The 15,142-nt window shown below is 71.9% G+C and carries 12 protein-coding genes and 1 pseudogene; 5 read left to right on the forward strand and 8 right to left on the reverse strand.

Translation table 11 applies throughout. From position 1 onward, the window contains the following. Positions 1-344 precede the first annotated feature (344 nt). On the forward strand, positions 345-1,790 hold the full coding sequence (locus ACFYTE_RS30850; protein WP_388717540.1) for an alkaline phosphatase PhoX: 1,446 nt from the start codon (positions 345-347) through the stop codon (positions 1,788-1,790). 59 nt (positions 1,791-1,849) lie between these two features. On the opposite strand, the gene ACFYTE_RS30855 is transcribed toward ACFYTE_RS30850, so the two are convergent. The 7 genes from ACFYTE_RS30855 to ACFYTE_RS30885 all read right to left on the reverse strand — a co-directional run bounded on the left by ACFYTE_RS30855 (position 1,850) and on the right by ACFYTE_RS30885 (position 9,374). Further along, positions 1,850-3,034: a TerD family protein gene (locus ACFYTE_RS30855; RefSeq protein ID WP_388717824.1), complete on the reverse strand. Its 1,185-nt coding sequence runs from the start codon at positions 3,032-3,034 to the stop codon at positions 1,850-1,852. Between the two features lie 199 nt (positions 3,035-3,233). Then, positions 3,234-4,223 carry a zinc-dependent alcohol dehydrogenase family protein gene (locus tag ACFYTE_RS30860; RefSeq protein ID WP_388717542.1) on the reverse strand — a complete coding sequence of 330 codons (990 nt, stop codon included), beginning with the start codon at positions 4,221-4,223 and terminating at the stop codon, positions 3,234-3,236. After that, a complete protein-coding gene (locus tag ACFYTE_RS30865; RefSeq protein ID WP_388717545.1) occupies positions 4,220-5,065 on the reverse strand; it encodes a carbohydrate ABC transporter permease in 846 nt (281 codons plus the stop codon). Before ACFYTE_RS30865 ends, ACFYTE_RS30860 begins: the two co-directional genes overlap by 4 nt. Next, on the reverse strand, positions 5,062-6,000 hold the full coding sequence (locus ACFYTE_RS30870; RefSeq protein ID WP_388717548.1) for a carbohydrate ABC transporter permease: 939 nt from the start codon (positions 5,998-6,000) through the stop codon (positions 5,062-5,064). The genes ACFYTE_RS30865 and ACFYTE_RS30870 overlap by 4 nt, the downstream gene beginning before the upstream one ends. Continuing rightward, positions 5,997-7,367 (reverse strand): ABC transporter substrate-binding protein, encoded by a 1,371-nt coding sequence (locus ACFYTE_RS30875; protein ID WP_388717551.1) that lies wholly within the window; start codon positions 7,365-7,367, stop codon positions 5,997-5,999. Before ACFYTE_RS30875 ends, ACFYTE_RS30870 begins: the two co-directional genes overlap by 4 nt. Before the next feature lie 102 nt (positions 7,368-7,469). After that, positions 7,470-8,240, reverse strand: a complete 771-nt coding sequence (locus ACFYTE_RS30880; protein ID WP_388717554.1) for a DeoR/GlpR family DNA-binding transcription regulator — start codon at positions 8,238-8,240, stop codon at positions 7,470-7,472. A gap of 324 nt (positions 8,241-8,564) precedes the next feature. Continuing rightward, entirely contained in the window at positions 8,565-9,374 is an 810-nt protein-coding gene (locus ACFYTE_RS30885; protein WP_388717557.1) for an NAD-dependent epimerase/dehydratase family protein, read from the reverse strand. Between the two features lie 229 nt (positions 9,375-9,603). Between ACFYTE_RS30885 and ACFYTE_RS30890 the strand changes: the two genes are divergently transcribed. Beyond that, positions 9,604-10,545: a 5-dehydro-4-deoxyglucarate dehydratase gene (locus tag ACFYTE_RS30890; RefSeq protein WP_388717559.1), complete on the forward strand. Its 942-nt coding sequence runs from the start codon at positions 9,604-9,606 to the stop codon at positions 10,543-10,545. Next, complete coding sequence (locus tag ACFYTE_RS30895) at positions 10,542-11,705, forward strand: hypothetical protein (protein ID WP_388717561.1); 1,164 nt, start codon at positions 10,542-10,544, stop codon at positions 11,703-11,705. The genes ACFYTE_RS30890 and ACFYTE_RS30895 overlap by 4 nt, the downstream gene beginning before the upstream one ends. A 78-nt stretch (positions 11,706-11,783) precedes the next feature. Here the strand turns inward: ACFYTE_RS30895 and ACFYTE_RS30900 are convergent, their stop codons facing one another. Beyond that, positions 11,784-13,016: an MFS transporter gene (locus ACFYTE_RS30900; RefSeq protein ID WP_388717827.1), complete on the reverse strand. Its 1,233-nt coding sequence runs from the start codon at positions 13,014-13,016 to the stop codon at positions 11,784-11,786. Positions 13,017-13,186: 170 nt separating this feature from the next. Here ACFYTE_RS30900 and ACFYTE_RS30905 point away from each other — a divergent pair, with 170 nt between their 5' ends. Beyond that, entirely contained in the window at positions 13,187-13,780 is a 594-nt protein-coding gene (locus ACFYTE_RS30905; RefSeq protein ID WP_388717563.1) for a TIGR03086 family metal-binding protein, read from the forward strand. Between the two features lie 649 nt (positions 13,781-14,429). Further along, positions 14,430-15,086, forward strand: a pseudogene (locus tag ACFYTE_RS30910) (GntR family transcriptional regulator); the annotation flags it as partial. Positions 15,087-15,142: the final 56 nt, after the last annotated feature.

Consider the following 15,142-nt stretch of genomic DNA (forward strand, 5'->3'; position numbering starts at 1 on the left):
TCTGATCAGCGTCTCCGACGGACACCTCCCGGGCCCGGTGAACACCACCCCCCAGGTCATGCCTTCGACAGGGGGACACAGTCATGCCGGGCCCGAAGGCCAGCGGCCCTCTTGCAGGACCGCGAAAAAGATAACGGGGGGGCGAGCGGGCGACCCGGATGCCGGTGTACGACATGCGGGCCACGACATGCCGGATCCCGGGCCGCGGTGCGGTGTACGGGTTCATGGAAGCGGGGATCACGAAGTCGCCCGGTGTTCAAGCGCCGTTCAGGGGGAGGCGGCAGCGTTCCGCGCAGCGTGATCCGCCACCCTCCACGGCATTTCCCACCGCTACAGGAGACAGCATGTCGCTCACCCGCAGGGACTTCGCCAGGACATCCGCGATCACCGGTGCCGGTGTCGCGCTGGCGGGCACCGTCGGCGCCCTCGCCACCGCCCCCAACGCGCTGGCCTCCACGGACACCGAGAGCGCGGGGGAGGAGAAGGCCACCGGACACCCCGGTGTCGGCTATGGACCGCTCGTCCCCGACCCGAACGGCATCCTCGCCCTGCCCGCCGGCTTCACCTACCGGGTCATCACCCACAGCGGCAAGACCAAGCTGGAGTCCGGCGAGTTCACGCCCTCCAACCACGACGGCACCGCCACCTTCGACGGCCCGCGCGGCGCCACCCTCCTCGTCAACAACCATGAACTCAAGGGCCCGCGCACCAAGTGGGCGTACCCCGTCCCGCTCACCGAGGGACTGGTCTACGACCCGGCCGCCTCGGGCGGCTGCACGGTCGTCGAGGTCCGCCGCGACCACGTCGCCGAGTGGGTCGGCATCGCCGGCACCGCCACCAACTGCGCGGGCGGCAGCACACCGTGGGGCACCTGGCTCACCTGCGAGGAGACCGAGGACAAGGCCGGCCAGAACGGCATGACCAAGGACCACGGCTATGTCTTCGAGGTGGACCCGGCCGACCGCCGCGCCAACCGCGACCCGCAGCCGATCAAGGCGCTGGGCCGCTACGCGCACGAGGCCGTCGTCGTGGACCCCAAGCGCGGCCACCTCTACCTGACGGAGGACGCGGACGCCCCGAACGGACTGTTCTACCGCTGGACCCCGCCGGAGGGCTTCCACCACGGCCGGGGCAGGCTGCGTACCCTCGCCGCCGACGCGGGCCGCCTGCAGGCGTTCAAGTGCTTCGACTCCGGGGGCACGTTCGTCGACGACCTGTCCCGCGCCACGCGGATCGGCACGGTCTACGGCGTCGACTGGGTCGACGTCCCCGACCGCGACGCGCGCACCACCTCCGTCCGCAAGCAGTTCACCACCGGCCAGGTGACCCGCGCCCGCAAGCTGGAGGGCATGTGGTGGGGCGACGGCGGCGCCTACGTCGTTTCCTCCTACGCCCGCGCGGAGAGCCCCGTCCAGCACGACGGCCAGGTCTGGTTCTACGACCCGAAGCGCCGCACGCTCACCCTGAAGGTCCTGCTCGGCGTCAACCCCGACCCGTCCGCCGACGGCGCCTTCGACGGCCCCGACAACATCACCGTCTCCCCGTACGGCGGACTCGTCATCGCTGAGGACGGCGACGGGATCCAGCACCTGTTCGGCGCCACCGACAGCGGCCGCACCTACCCGATCGCCCGTAACGAGCTGAACATCGGCACCGCCGAGGAGCCGGAGTACAGCGAGTTCACCGGCGTCACCTTCTCACCCGACGGCCGGACCCTGTTCGCCAACATCCAGGACCCCGGCATCATGCTCGCCATCACCGGCCCCTGGAAGCGCCAGAAGCGGAGTTGATCCACTCCCTCTCTACGATCAAGGGCTGACCCGGGTAAGGGGGGTCAGCCCTTGGCGCGCTACAGTGCCTGGCCGGCCGGCTTGACCATGTTGCGGACCGTGCGGGCCTTGACGAAGTCGCCCAACGCGGTCATCTCCCACTCGCCGGAGAACTGGCGGATGAGCTTGGCCATCATCACGCCCGTCTGCGGCTCGGCGCCGGTCAGGTCGAAGCGGACCAGTTCCTCGCCGGTCGCGGTGTCCACGAGGCGGCAGTAGGCCTTGGCGACCTCGGTGAACTTCTGGCCGGAGAAGGAGTTCACGGTGAAGACCAGGCCGGAGACCTCCTGCGGGATCCGGCCGAGGTCGACGACGATCACTTCGTCGTCGCCGCCGCCCTCGCCGGTGAGGTTGTCGCCCGAGTGCTTGATCGCGCCGTTCAGGATGGTCAGCTTGCCGAAGTAGCAGCTGTCGATGTGGTTGCGCTGCGGGCCGTAGGCGATGACCGACGCGTCCAGGTCGATGTCCTTGCCGCGGAACGCCGGTTCCCAGCCGAGTCCCATCTGCACCCGGGACAGCAGCGGACGGCCGCCCTTGACGAGGGAGACGGTCTGGTTCTTCTGGAGGCTGACCCGGCCCTTGTCCAGGTTGATCTTCCCGGTGCCGGGCGCGGGGGCGGGCGGCGCCGGGGGAGCGGCGGGCATCGGAGGCGCGGCCGGCTGGGCGGCGGGCGGGGGCGGTGCCACGGGCTGGGCGGCGGGTGCCGGTGCCGGTTCCTCCACGGTGACGCCGAAGTCGGTGGCGATGCCGGCGAGTCCGTCGGCGTACCCCTGGCCGACCGCGCGGGCCTTCCACTGGCCGTTGCGCCGATAGATCTCGACGATCACCAGCGCGGTCTCGGTGCCGAGCTGCGGGGGCGTGAAGGTCGCCAGGACGGCGTTGTCGTCGGCGTTGCGGATCGTCGCCGTCGGTTCGACGCCCTGGAAGGTCTGGCCCGCGGCGTCCGGGCTCGCGGTCACGACGATCTTCTCGATGCCGGGCGGGACGGCGCCGGTGTCGACGACGATCGCGTCGGGTGCCGCGCCTTGGCCCGAGCGGTAGGTCACGCCCGGGCCGGCGGGCTGGTTGTAGAAGATGAAGTCGTCGTCGGAGCGCACCTTGCCGTCGGCGGTGAGCAGCAGGCCCGATACGTCGAGCCGCACCGGGGCGGCGACGTCCACCGTCACACGGGCGGCGGCGAGAGGGATGTTCGAGCCGGGGGTCATAGCTGTCATGCCAGGAGTAACGAGCGAGGGTGCTTTACCGTTCCCTTACCTTGGCGCTCCGCTGGGTGGGCCGTGGTGGGGCGTTGTTCGTCTGCGGCGGTGTGGGGGCTGGGCGCGCCCGCGCGGCGGAGCCGCATGTCTATACAGCCCCGCGCCCCTTCGGGGCGCTGCCGAAGGGGCGCGGGGGCGTTCGCTGTGGTTACGGCACCACCACGATCTTGCGGCCCTTGCCTGCGGCGAACTGGTTCAGGGCATCCGGGTAGCGGTTCAGCGGGATGCGGTCGCTGATGAACAGCTCGGGGTCGAGGACGCCGTTCGCGAACAGCTCCGCCGCCCGCTCGTAGCTGTGCAGCACCGCCATCGAGCCGGTGATGGTGATCTCCTGGTTGTAGATGCGGTACGGGTCGATGGTCACGCGGGTCGCGTAGTCGGCGACCCCGAACTGCAGGAACGTGCCCGCCTTGGCCACCCGGTCCAGGCCGTCCTGGATCGCCGCCGCGTTCCCCGTCGCGTCGATCACGACCTCCCAGCCCTGCGGCCGCTCCAGTTCGTCCGCGCTCGCCGCGGACGCCGAGACGCCGAGCCGGCGGGCCGTCTCCAGCCGCGCCGGGTTGAGGTCGACCACGTCCACGCTCGCCGCGCCCGTCCGCTTGGCCAGCTCCAGCATCATCAGGCCCATGGTCCCGGAGCCGTAGATCAGCACATGGGCGGCGAGCCGGGACCGCAGGATGTCGTAGCCGCGCACCGCGCAGGACAGCGGCTCGATCAGCGCGGCGTCCTGGGTGCGCACATGCTCGGGCAGCTGCACGCAGTTCGCCACCGGTGCCACCGCGTACTGGGCCGCGCCGCCCGCGGTGGTCACGCCGATCGCGGCCCAGCGCTCGCAGAGGTTGTTGTGGCCGCTGCGGCAGTAACGGCACTCGTAGCAGTACAGCGACGGGTCGACCGCCACCCGGTCGCCGACGGCGACCTCGGTGACCTGAGTGCCCACGCCGACCACCTGGCCCGCGAACTCATGGCCGGGCACGATCGGCAGCTTGGGCGCGAACTCGCCCTGGAGGATGTGCAGATCCGTGCCGCACAGCCCGCAGGCCGCCACCTCGACGACGACCTCGCGAGGTCCTGGCGTCGGGTCGGGGACCTCGGTGACGACGGCGCGGCCCACGGACTCGATGACGGCGGCCTTCATTTCACGGCTCCCAACGACAGGCCCTGGACCAGCTTGTCCTGGGCGGCGAACCCCGCGGCGAGCACCGGCAGGGAGATGACGAGCGACGCGGCGCACACCTTCGCCAGGAACAGGCCCTGGCTGGTGATGAAGCCGGTCAGGAAGACGGGGGCGGTCTCGGCGACCACGCCCGTGAGGACCCGGGCGAACAGCAGCTCGTTCCAGCTGAAGATGAAGCAGATCAGCGCCGTCGCGGCGATACCGGGCAGGGCGATGGGGGCCACGATCCGGCCGAGCACCGTGGGCAGCCGGGCGCCGTCCACCCGGGCGGCCTCGATCACCGCCACCGGGACCTCGGCGAGGAACGACTGCATCATCCAGACCGCGATCGGCAGGTTCATGGCCGTGTAGAGGATGACCAGGAGCCAGATGTTGTCGAGCATCCCGGCGTTCTTCGCGAACAGGTAGATCGGCAGCAGGCCCGCCACGGCCGGCAGCATCTTCGTCGACAGGAAGAAGAACAGGACGTCCGTCCACTTCTTCACTGGGCGGATCGACAGCGCGTAGGCCGCCGGGAGCGCCAGCAGCAGGACGCACAGCGTCGAGACCACCGACGCCACCGTCGAGTTGATCAGCGCGGGCCACGGGCTGGCCCCGCCGCCGGTGCCGAAGAACTCGCGGTAGCCGTCCAGGGTCAGGGCGGCGGTGAACGAGGGCGGGTTGGTCGCCGCGTCCTGTTCGGAGTGGAAGGACGTCAGCGCCATCCAGGCGATGGGCAGGAAGAACAGGATGCCGGCGAGCCAGGCCACCAGGCCCAGGCCGACGCCCCTGCGGCGGCGGGCGGGAACGACTGCGGCGCTCATGCGCGGGACACCTCCTCGCGGAACAGCGACGACACCACGCGCAGCGCGAAGGTCGCGATGATGATCGAGCCGATGACCACCAGGACGCCCGCGGCCGAGGCGAGGCCGTTCTCGTGGGCCTGGTAGAAGCTCTGGTAGACGGTGTAGGGCAGGTTCGCGGTGCCCAGGCCGCCGGACGTGATCGTGAAGACCGCGTCGAAGTTCTGGACGATGTAGATCGAGCCCAGCAGCGCGCCGAGTTCGAGGTAGCGGCGCAGATGGGGCAGGGTCAGATGGCGGAAGATCTGCCAGTCGCTCGCCCCGTCCACCCGGGCGGCCTCGATCTGCTGCTGGTCGCGGCTCTGCAGCCCGGCGAGCAGGATCAGCATCATGAACGGCGTCCACTGCCAGACCAGGGCCGCCTCGACGGCGAGCAGCGGGGTGTCGGAGATCCAGTCGGGCTGGGGCCCGCCCACATAGTGCAGCAACCCGTTGAAGAGACCGTATTCAGGGTTGTAGAGCACATGTTTCCAGAGCAGGGCGGCGGCCACGGGCACGACGAGGAACGGTGCGATCAGCAGGGTGCGGACCACACCCCGGCCGCGGAAGCGCCGGTTCAGGAGCAGCGCGAGCGCCAGGCCGAGCACCAGAGATGCCAGCACCACCGCCACCGTGAGCAGCACGGTCGTCCACACCGAGTGGCGCAGATCGGCGTCGGTGAGCACCTGCCGGTAGTTGTCGACGCCGGTGAAGCGGCGGGCCTTGGGATAGAGGGCGTTCCAGTCGAAGAACGAGATCACCAGCGTGGCCACGAAGGGCAGCTGGGTCACCGCGATCATGAAGATCAGGGCGGGGAGCAGCGGGGCCCGGGTCGCCCAGGCGCGCAGCCGGGCGGGCGGCGGCGCAGCGGCGCGTACGGGTGTCGCTGACATCGGTGCTGTCGTCGTGGCGGTCATCGTCCCTCGTACTCCTTGGCGATCTTCTCGGCGAGTTGCTGGGACTTCTTGAGGGCCGCATCGACGGACTGGCGTCCGGCGATGGCCGCGCTGATCTCCTGGGAGACCTTGGTGCCGAGGTCGGTGAACTCGGGGATGCCGACGAACTGGATGCCGGGTGCGGGACGCGGCTGCACACCGGGGTCGCCCGGCCGGGCGCTCTCGATGGCGTCCTTCGTCATGTCCTGGAAGGCGGCGGCCTCCTGCCGGTAGGCGGGGTTGGTGTAGGTCGAGGCGCGCTTGCCGGCCGGCACGTCGGACCAGCCGATGGTGTCGCCGACCAACTGCTCGTATCCCTTGCCGGACGCCCAGGAGACGAACTTCCATGCCTTGTCGGGGTTGCGGGAGGCGTTCTGGATGCCCCAGGCCCAGGTGTAGAGCCAGCCGGAGGAGTCGGTCTTCTCCACCGGGGCGGGGGCGTAGCCGAGCTTGCCCTTGACCGGGGACTTGTCCGCCTCCAGGAGGCCGGCCGCGGAGGTGGCGTCGTACCACATGGCGACCTTGCCCTGGGTCATGTTGTTGAGGCACTCGGCGAACCCGGACTGGGCGGCGCCGGACTCGCCGTGCTCGCGCACCAGGTCGACATAGAACTTCGTCGCCTTCACGAACTCGGGGGAGTCGAGGTGTGCCTTCCAGCCCTTGTCGAACCAGGTGCCGCCGAAGGTGTTCACCACGGTGGTGAGCGGCGCCATCAGCTCGCCCCAGCCGGGCAGACCGCGCAGGCAGATGCCCTTCATGCCGGGCTGGGCGCCGTCCGCCTTGGCGGCGAGGTCGGCCACCTGGGTCCAGGTCGGGTGCGCGGGCATCGTCAGGCCCTTCTCGGCGAACACGTCCTTGCGGTACATGAGGAAGGACGACTCGCCGTAGAAGGGCTGACCGTAGAGCTTGCCGTCGTCGCCGGTCAGGGACTGGCGCATCGGCTTGAGGACGTCCTGCTCGTCGTAGGCCGGGTCCTCGGCGACGTAGGAGTCCATCGCGTGCAGCCAGCCGTTGCGGGCGTAGATGGGGATCTCGTAGTTGCTCAGCGTCGCCACGTCGTACTGGCCGGCCTGGTTGGCGAAGTCCTGGCTGATCTTGTCACGGACGTCGTTCTCGGGCAGCACCGTGAAGCTCACCTTGATGCCGGTCTCCTTGGTGAAGTGCGCGGCGGTGAGCTTCTGCAACTCGGTCATCTGGGGGTTGTTGACCATCAGTACGTTGATGGAGTCGCCGCCGGAACCGGACCCGCCCGCGCCGACCCAGCAGCCGGAGAGCAGCGGGGCGAGCAGCGTCCCTGCGGCGGCCATGGCGAGCGTGGCTCGCGGCCTCCGTCGGCTCTGGGTGCGCATGGATCGCTCCTGGAAGATGTGGGGACCAAAGAAGACAGGGAGATGCAAGGGGCACCGCCGGGTGGGCGCGGAATCCCTGGGTAACGCCTGGACATGTGTCGTTCAGACCCGGATGACCTGCGGCCCCAGCAGTGAGTACCGGTGGGCCTCGGTCGCCGGGAGCAGGGTGCTCGTCACGATCGCCTCCAGCGTGCCGACATCGGCGAACCGGCAGAAGCTGACCGCCCCGAACTTGGTGTGCGTGCCCGCGAAGACGGTGCGCCGGGCGGCCCGGACGGCCTGCGTCTTGACCTCGCTGACCGCCGGGTCGGGGGTGGTCAGACCGTGCTCGCGGGAGATGCCGTTGGCGCCGATGAAGGCGAGGTCGACCACGAATCCGCTGAGCATCTTCGTGGTCCAGTGGTCGACGGTCGCCAGTGTGCCGGGCCGGACCCGGCCGCCGAGCAGCAGCACCGAGACGTTCTCGGCCTCGGCCAGCGCGCCGGCGACCGGCAGGGATGCGGTGACCACGGTCAGCGGCCGGTCCACGGACAGCGACTCGGCGATGAGCTGCGGGGTGAAGCCCTCGTCGACGAACACCGTCTCCGCGTCCCCGAGCAACTCGGCCGCCGCGGCGGCGATCCGGCGCTTCTCGGGCACGTGGCTGGTGGCCCGGAAGGCGAGCGTCGTCTCGAACCCGGCGCTCTCCACGGGATAGGCGCCCCCGTGGGTGCGGCGCACCAGGCCGTGGTCCTCCAGGGCGCGCAGATCGCGCCGGATGGTCTCCTTGGCCACGCCCAGCTCGGTGGCGAGCACGGTGACGTCGACGGAGCCGGCGGCCCGCGCGGCCCGCACGATCTCCCGCTGGCGCTCTTCGGCCGTCCTGGCGCTCATCGCTTCACCTGCCTCCACGCCGAGGTGTGCCCGTTCGGGCCCGGTGCGACCCATGGGGGAAGTTGTACAGCGGGTGTGCGGCGCTGACCAGGTCTGTTGCGCGCCCGATGCTGCCCGTGTGGGCCCGATCGCCGAGCGGAGTGCCCGCCTCGGACCTGCGCGGCTGCGCGGGCAGGGGGGAGAACGGGCAGGGTGTCTGCCCGAATACGCGGGCGGGCGGGCCCGATCGGTGCCCGCCCGCCCGCGTGAACGATGTTTTTTCGCCGCCGCCGGTCTGCCGCCGGTCTGCCGCCGGTCTGCTGCCGGTGGCCGCCCCGGCCGCCGTCAGTACGGCCAGATCGGCGGATCGTTCACGAAGTGTCCGCCGAGGTGGGTGTGGGCAGGATCGTCCGGGGCCAGTTCGCCCTGCTCGGCGATCAGCTTGGCGGCGTACGGCTCCGAGTCGTCCTGCGGTGCGTAGCCGAGCGCACGCGCGGACGTCAGGTCCCACCACAGGCGCGTGTTGGCGGACGAGCCGTGCACCACGGTGTGCCCGACGTGCTCGGCGGTCAGGGCCGCGTGCAGCAGCCGGGCCCCGTCGGCCGGGCTCATCCACACCGAGAGCATCCGCACGCTGGTCGGCTCGGGGAAGCAGGAGCCGATGCGGATGGAGACGGTCTCCAGGCCGTGCTTGTCCCAGTAGAGCTGTGCGAGGTCCTCGCCGAAGCACTTGGACAGGCCGTAGAAGGTGTCGGGGCGGCGCGGGGTGTCGACGGGGATCAGCGGGTCGTCGCCGCGCGGGGCGGGCGTGAAGCCGACCGCGTGGTTGGAGGAGGCGAACACGATCCGGGGCACGCCCGCCTCGCGGGCCGCCTCGTACAGGTGGTAGGTGCCCTCGATGTTCGCCTTCAGGACCTTCTCGAAGGTCGATTCCAGGGAGATGCCCGCGAGGTGGATGATCGCGTCGACGCCCCGCACGGCCTCCCGCAGCGCCTCGGTGTCCGAGAGGTCCGCGGTGATCGCGTCCGGCTCGCCCTCGATCGGCCGCACGTCGAACAGCCGCAGCGCGTAGCCGTAGTCCGGGAGCAGCTCCCGCATCAAGGTGCCGAGCCCGCCGGCGGCGCCGGTGAGCAGAACGGTGCGGGGAGCGGGCATCCTCGGTCTCCTCGGGTCAACGTGACTCAACAGCCGCATTCATGGCCAGCATTCACATTCATGGACACGCTAGGGAGCCGCGGTCCGGCTCGTCAAGTGTGGCGTGGGGTGGGGAAATCCGCTCTCTTGTTGCGGGTTTGCCCGCTTGACCGGCCCCAACTGCGGCCCGTAGCGTGGCCGTTCAGAAATATAGACGCCGATCATAAACATGCAACGTCAGGGAGCGCCCGTGACGTCAGCTTCTCTCGCCGCCCGACTCCGCAACCCCAGCGGGCCGCTGTTCTTCCCCGTCACCCCGTACGGCGCCGACGGCTCCGTGGACCTCGACGTCTACGGCGCGCATGTGCGCCGGGGTGTCCGGGCCGGGGCCGCAGCCGTGTTCGCCTGCTGCGGCACCGGGGAGTTCCACGCGCTGCTGCCCGAGGAGTTCGAGTCCTGCGTGCGCGCCGCCGTCGAGGCGGCCGGCGGACGGGTGCCGGTGGTCGCGGGCGCCGGCTACGGCACCGCGCTCGCCACACGCTATGCGCGGCTCGCCCGGGACGCCGGGGCCGACGGGCTGCTCGCCATGCCGCCGTACCTCGTCGTCGCCGGCCAGGAGGGCCTGCTGCGGCACTACCGGGAGGTCGCCGCCGCCACCGACCTGCCCGTGATCGTCTACCAGCGCGACAACGCGGTGTTCACCCCGCCCACGGTGGCCGAACTCGCCCGCACGGAGGGGATCATCGGCTTCAAGGACGGCCTCGGCGACCTGGACCTGATGCAGCGCATCGTCAGTGCCGTACGCACCGAGGCCCCCGGCGACTTCCTGTACTTCAACGGTCTGCCGACCGCCGAGCACACCCAACTCGCCTACCGCGCCCTCGGCATCACCCTCTACTCCTCGGCCGTCTTCTGCTTCGCACCCGAGATCGCCCTCGCCTTCCACCGGGCGTTACGCGACGGCGACGAGACCACCGCACACCGGCTCCTGGACGGCTTCTACCGCCCCTTCGTGGAACTGCGCGCCCAGGGCCGCGGCTACGCGGTCGCCCTCGTCAAGGCGGGCGTGCGGCTGCGCGGCCTCGACGTCGGCGAGGTCAGGCCCCCGCTGCACGAGCCGAGTGAGGACCACGTCAAACAGCTCGCCCAGCTGATCGAGCGCGGGTACGCGCTGCTGGAGGCGGGCGCGTGAAGTCCTCGGCGTTCGTCTACCCCTGGGACGTCAACGGCGACCCGGAGGCGCCCGCGCGGCTCGCCCGGCTCGGCGCGGCCCAGGTCACCCTCGCCGCCGCCTACCACTCCACGCGCGCGCTGACCCCCCGCCACCCGCGCCACCGCGTCGTCACCGCCGAACACGCCGCCGTGCTCTACCCCCTCGGCGACCGCTGGGCGGGCCGGGTCCCGCGCCCCCACCCGGCCGGCGACTGGGCGCCCGGCGACGCCTACGGCGAGGCCGCCGAGGCGCTGGCCGCGGCCGGCCTTGAGGTGCATACCTGGGTCGTCCTCGCGCACAACTCCCGCCTGGGCGCCGACCATCCGGACACCTCCGTCGTCAACGCCTACGGCGACCGCTACCCGTGGGCCCCCTGTATCGCACAGCCCGCCACGAGCGCGTACCTCGTCGACCTGGCGGCCGAGGCCGCCGTGCGCCCCGGCGCGCGCGGCACCGAACTGGAGTCCCTGGGCTGGTACGGGCTCGCCCATCTGCACGCCCACGACAAGATCGGCGGGGTGGGGCTCGGCGAGGCCGGGCAGTACCTGATGTCGCTGTGCTTCTGCCCCGACTGCCGCACGGGGTACGGCGAACGGGGTTTGGACCCCGACGACCTGGCCGCCCGGGTGCGGACGGCGCTGGAGCCGCTGTGGCGGGGCGCGCCCGACGACGGCGGCTGGGCGGGTGTGGCGAAGCTCCTCGGCGAACCGCCGGCCGCCGCCACGCGCGCGTGGCGCGACGCCACCGCCCGCACACTCCAGGAGGCGGCCGTCGCCGCCGTCCGCGCCGCCGCGCCCGAGGGCTTCCAGGTGCTGCTGCACGCGGACCCGGTGTCGTACCACTGCGGCGCCAACGCGGGCGTGGACCCCGCGCACATCCTGACCGTCGCGGACGGGGTCGTCGTGCCGTGCACCGGCGGCCCGGGGCTGCTTGCGCCCTTCGCGGACCAGCGGCGCGCGGGCGCCGTGCTCGCGGCCAACTTCACCGTGGTCTCCGGCATGGGTGGCAGCCCCGGCACCCTGGCGGCGGACGCGGCCCGCGCCCGGACCGCGGGCGCCACCGAACTACGCCTGTACCACGCCGGGTTGGCATCGGACGATGACCTGATGGCGGTGCGGAAGGCGTTTGCGCGGCGCTGAGCGAACGGCGGGGGCGGTGGCTCTGGGGTGTCGGCGGTGGTTGTGGTTCGGGCTGGGGGTTGGTGATATGCGGGTGTGTCACGTGGGGTTGGGGTCGGATGGCGGCTTGGTGGTGGTGCGGGAGGCGTTTGCGGGGCGGTGGGCGAGTGACAGGGCCGTCAGGAGCAGTGCTCCGCCGAACAGCGGCAACAGGAGCCGGTGGTCGGCCAGTTCGACCAGGGCGGCACCGGCGGCCAGCCCGATCACGTTCGGCGTGAACATCACGGTGTTGGCGGTCGCGGTCACCCGGCCCAGCAGCGGGCCGGGCGTCTCGCGCTGCACCGCGGTGAGCGCGGCGATCAGCACGCACGGCAGCCCCACCCCGGTCGCCACGCTGCCGGCCAGCGCCAACGCCTCGTCGGGCACCGCCCGCGCGGCCACCGCCGGCGCCAGCAGGGCGATACCGGCCGCCGCGAACCCGCACTCCCCGAGCCGGCGCAGCGCCGCCCCGGAGACCAGCCCGACCGCCACCGAGCCGACCCCCTGCGCGGCGTACAGCACGCCCGCGTAGGCGGGGGAGCGGCCGAGGCCGTCCACGACGGCGTACGTCATCGCGCCGGTCAGGGCGGCGAAGAGCATCGTCACGCCGCCCGCCCGGACCAGCGCGCGCAGCGCCGGGTGCGCCCACAGATGCCGCACACCCCCCGCGGTCTGCCCGCACCAGCCGACGCCGGGCCGGCCGGGCCGCTCCCCGCCGACGCGCAGCAGGACGCACAGCCCCGCGGCCAGCACGAAGGTGACCGCGTCCAGCAGGGCCACGGCCGCCCCGCCGTACGCCGCGTAGAGACCGGCCCCGGCCGGCGGGGCCATCAGCTTCATGCCCTCGTTGGCGGTCATCCGCAGCCCGTTGAAGTCGCCGAGCAGGTCGGGGGCGACGGCCGCGGCGACGAGCGCCGACTCGGCGGCGTCGTGTACGACGCCCGCGGCGCCGTACATGAACAGCACCGCGAACAGCAGCCACAGGCCGTCCGGGGAGTCGACGGTGAACAGGGTCAGCAGCAGGCCGGCCAGGAACAGGTTCAGGGCGATGAGCAGCGGCTTGCGGCGCACCCGGTCGGCGAGCGTGCCGAGCGCCGGACCCGCAAGGGTCGGCGCCCACATCGCCAGCATGCACAGCGCGGCCAGCCCGTTCGAACCGGTGAGGTCCTTGACCCATACGCCCGACGCCAGCCACAGCGAGGACGTGCCGAAGCCCGACACCACCACCCCCGCCAGATACAGCCCCGCGTTGCGGTCCCGCAGGACGCGTGCCACCGCCCAGGAAGAATCCATGCTCGTCATGCCTGGCCATGGTGGGTCTGAGGCAGGGGCGCGGGCATCGGGCAGATGCCCTGGAAACCGCGGGCCGCGGTGTTCGGTCGGCCCCGGGCCGTGCGATGAGTTCCACAGTCGGCGCCGGTCTGCCCTCTAAGGGGCCCTTACGTACGACAGGAGAAGCAGGCATGACCGATACGATGGTCGACCTCGGCCCGCAGACGCGCATCGTGGCGCGGCTCGCCGAGGGGGTGACCGACGAGCAGCTTTCGGCGCCGACGCCGTGCCCGGACTACACGGTGCGCAACCTGCTGGGGCATGTGCTGGGGCTGGCCACGGCGTTCCGCGACGCGGCCGGCAAGCGGCTCGGCGCCACCACCGACACCAGCCCGGACGCCGCCGTGCCGGACATCGGCCCGGACTGGCGCACGGAGCTGCCCAAGGCGCTCGCGGAACTCGCCGGGGCCTGGCGCGATCCGGACGCCTGGACCGGTATGACACGGGCCGGCGGGGTGAACCTGCCCGGCGCCGTCGCGGGCGCGGTGGCCGCGGACGAGTTGGTGATCCACGGCTGGGACCTGGCGCGGACCACCGGTCAGCCCTACGAGCCCGACCCGGCCGCTCTCCAGGCGTCGTACGCCTTCCTGCTCGCCGCGGCCGAGCCCCCGGGCGGGGACAGGGGGCCGTTCGGCCCGGTCGTCCCCGTCCCGGCCGACGCACCCCTGCTGGACCGAACGGTGGGCCTGAGCGGCCGGGACCCGCACTGGGCCCTCCGGGGGTGAAGCGGGGGCCTGTCCGGCGGTTCCCTCGCGGAACCGCCGGGGCGGCCAAGCCACCCGAGGAAGACCCACCCCACACCACCACCGACCGCGGCGCCGTGGGGCGGGGCGATCGGTGGTGTGTCGGCTGGGCTGGCGAGAGCCGTGGAGCGGGGGCCGGTGGGTGCGGGACGCGGCTGCGCCACTTGCCGCGGCGTCGGGGGCGGTGGCCGGGCGGTCGCTCGCGTGTCGGTCGCGCCGGCGCGAGCCGCGGAGCGGGAGGCCGGTGGGTGCCGGGCGTGGAAGTCGGAGAGTGCCGGACGCGGTAGTCGGTGAGTGTGGCGTGGGGGCGGCGACGGGGGTGAACGCCCTGTGCTTCCTGGCCAGTTGAAGGAGCCGGCGTTGCGGGCCCAGCCTGGAGCGGCGCGGCCGGGGCCGCGTGGACGGTGTCACGGTCGTCGGGTTGACCGTGGCCGGCCTGGAGGCGTGACCAACTGCCGTCCGGTCCGCGTCCCGGGCGTCGAAAAGTACCGAAAACTCGGCGCGTCCCCCTTCTTCTGTCCGAAGCATTGACGAAACATGCGGCCCCTCTTACCTTCATCGCGTCGTACCTCGTACGTCATATATGAGACGCGATATGCGAGATCACATACGCGAGATCCGAGAGGCGCGCATGACCTCTGTGCCCATGCCGATCCCGTCCCGTACGCAGTTCGTGCTGGACGCGATCAAACACCGCATCCTCACCGGGCAGTTGACGCCCGGACAGGCCCTGGTCGAGACCGAGTTGGCCGCGCAGTTCGGGGTGTCCAAGACCCCGGTGCGCGAGGCGCTCAAGACCCTGGCCGGGACCGGACTGGTCGTGATGAGCCAGTACAAGGGCGTCACGGTGCGCATGGTGGACGCGGACATGGCGCGCGAGGTCTACGACGTGCGGCTGCTTCTCGAACCCGAGGCGCTGCGCCGGGCGGTGCGCCGCGGTGCCTCCCTTGAGGAGGCGCGGGACGCCCTGACCCGGGCCGACCGCGCCACCGACACCGCCGAACGCTCTCTGGCCAACCGGGAGTTCCACCGCGCGCTGTACATACCGTGCGGCAATCCGCTGCTCGGCCGGATGCTCGACGAGGTCCGCGACCAGGCCGCCCTGGTCTCCGCCGTCGCCTGGGCCGCCGACCCCTCCTGGGAGCGGGAGGCGGGCGAGCACCGGGAGATCCTGCGGCTCGCCCTGGCGGGCGACGCGGACGGCGCGGCGGACGCCCTGCGCTCCCATATCGGGTCGTTCGTGCGGCGCGCGTTCCCCGACGCGGAGCACGAGCCGACGAAGCAACAGCAACAGGCACGGCAACACCAACGACAGGCGCAGCAACGGCAAGAGCAGGAACAGCA

Source organism: Streptomyces sp. NPDC004629, from assembly GCF_042873595.1.
Lineage (GTDB): Bacteria > Actinomycetota > Actinomycetes > Streptomycetales > Streptomycetaceae > Streptomyces.

Excerpts from the sequence above, each read along its gene's own strand:
- ACFYTE_RS30865 (WP_388717545.1), bottom strand. The coding sequence starts at position 5,065 with ATGAGCGCCGCAGTCGTTCCCGCCCGCCGCCGCAGGGGCGTCGGCCTG.
- ACFYTE_RS30875 (WP_388717551.1), bottom strand. The coding sequence starts at position 7,367 with ATGCGCACCCAGAGCCGACGGAGGCCGCGAGCCACGCTCGCCATGGCC.
- ACFYTE_RS30855 (WP_388717824.1), bottom strand. The coding sequence starts at position 3,034 with ATGACCCCCGGCTCGAACATCCCTCTCGCCGCCGCCCGTGTGACGGTG.
- ACFYTE_RS30885 (WP_388717557.1), bottom strand. The coding sequence starts at position 9,374 with ATGCCCGCTCCCCGCACCGTTCTGCTCACCGGCGCCGCCGGCGGGCTC.
- ACFYTE_RS30905 (WP_388717563.1), top strand. The coding sequence starts at position 13,187 with ATGACCGATACGATGGTCGACCTCGGCCCGCAGACGCGCATCGTGGCG.
- ACFYTE_RS30870 (WP_388717548.1), bottom strand. The coding sequence starts at position 6,000 with ATGACCGCCACGACGACAGCACCGATGTCAGCGACACCCGTACGCGCC.
- ACFYTE_RS30880 (WP_388717554.1), bottom strand. The coding sequence starts at position 8,240 with ATGAGCGCCAGGACGGCCGAAGAGCGCCAGCGGGAGATCGTGCGGGCC.
- ACFYTE_RS30850 (WP_388717540.1), top strand. The coding sequence starts at position 345 with ATGTCGCTCACCCGCAGGGACTTCGCCAGGACATCCGCGATCACCGGT.
- ACFYTE_RS30860 (WP_388717542.1), bottom strand. The coding sequence starts at position 4,223 with ATGAAGGCCGCCGTCATCGAGTCCGTGGGCCGCGCCGTCGTCACCGAG.
- ACFYTE_RS30900 (WP_388717827.1), bottom strand. The coding sequence starts at position 13,016 with ATGGATTCTTCCTGGGCGGTGGCACGCGTCCTGCGGGACCGCAACGCG.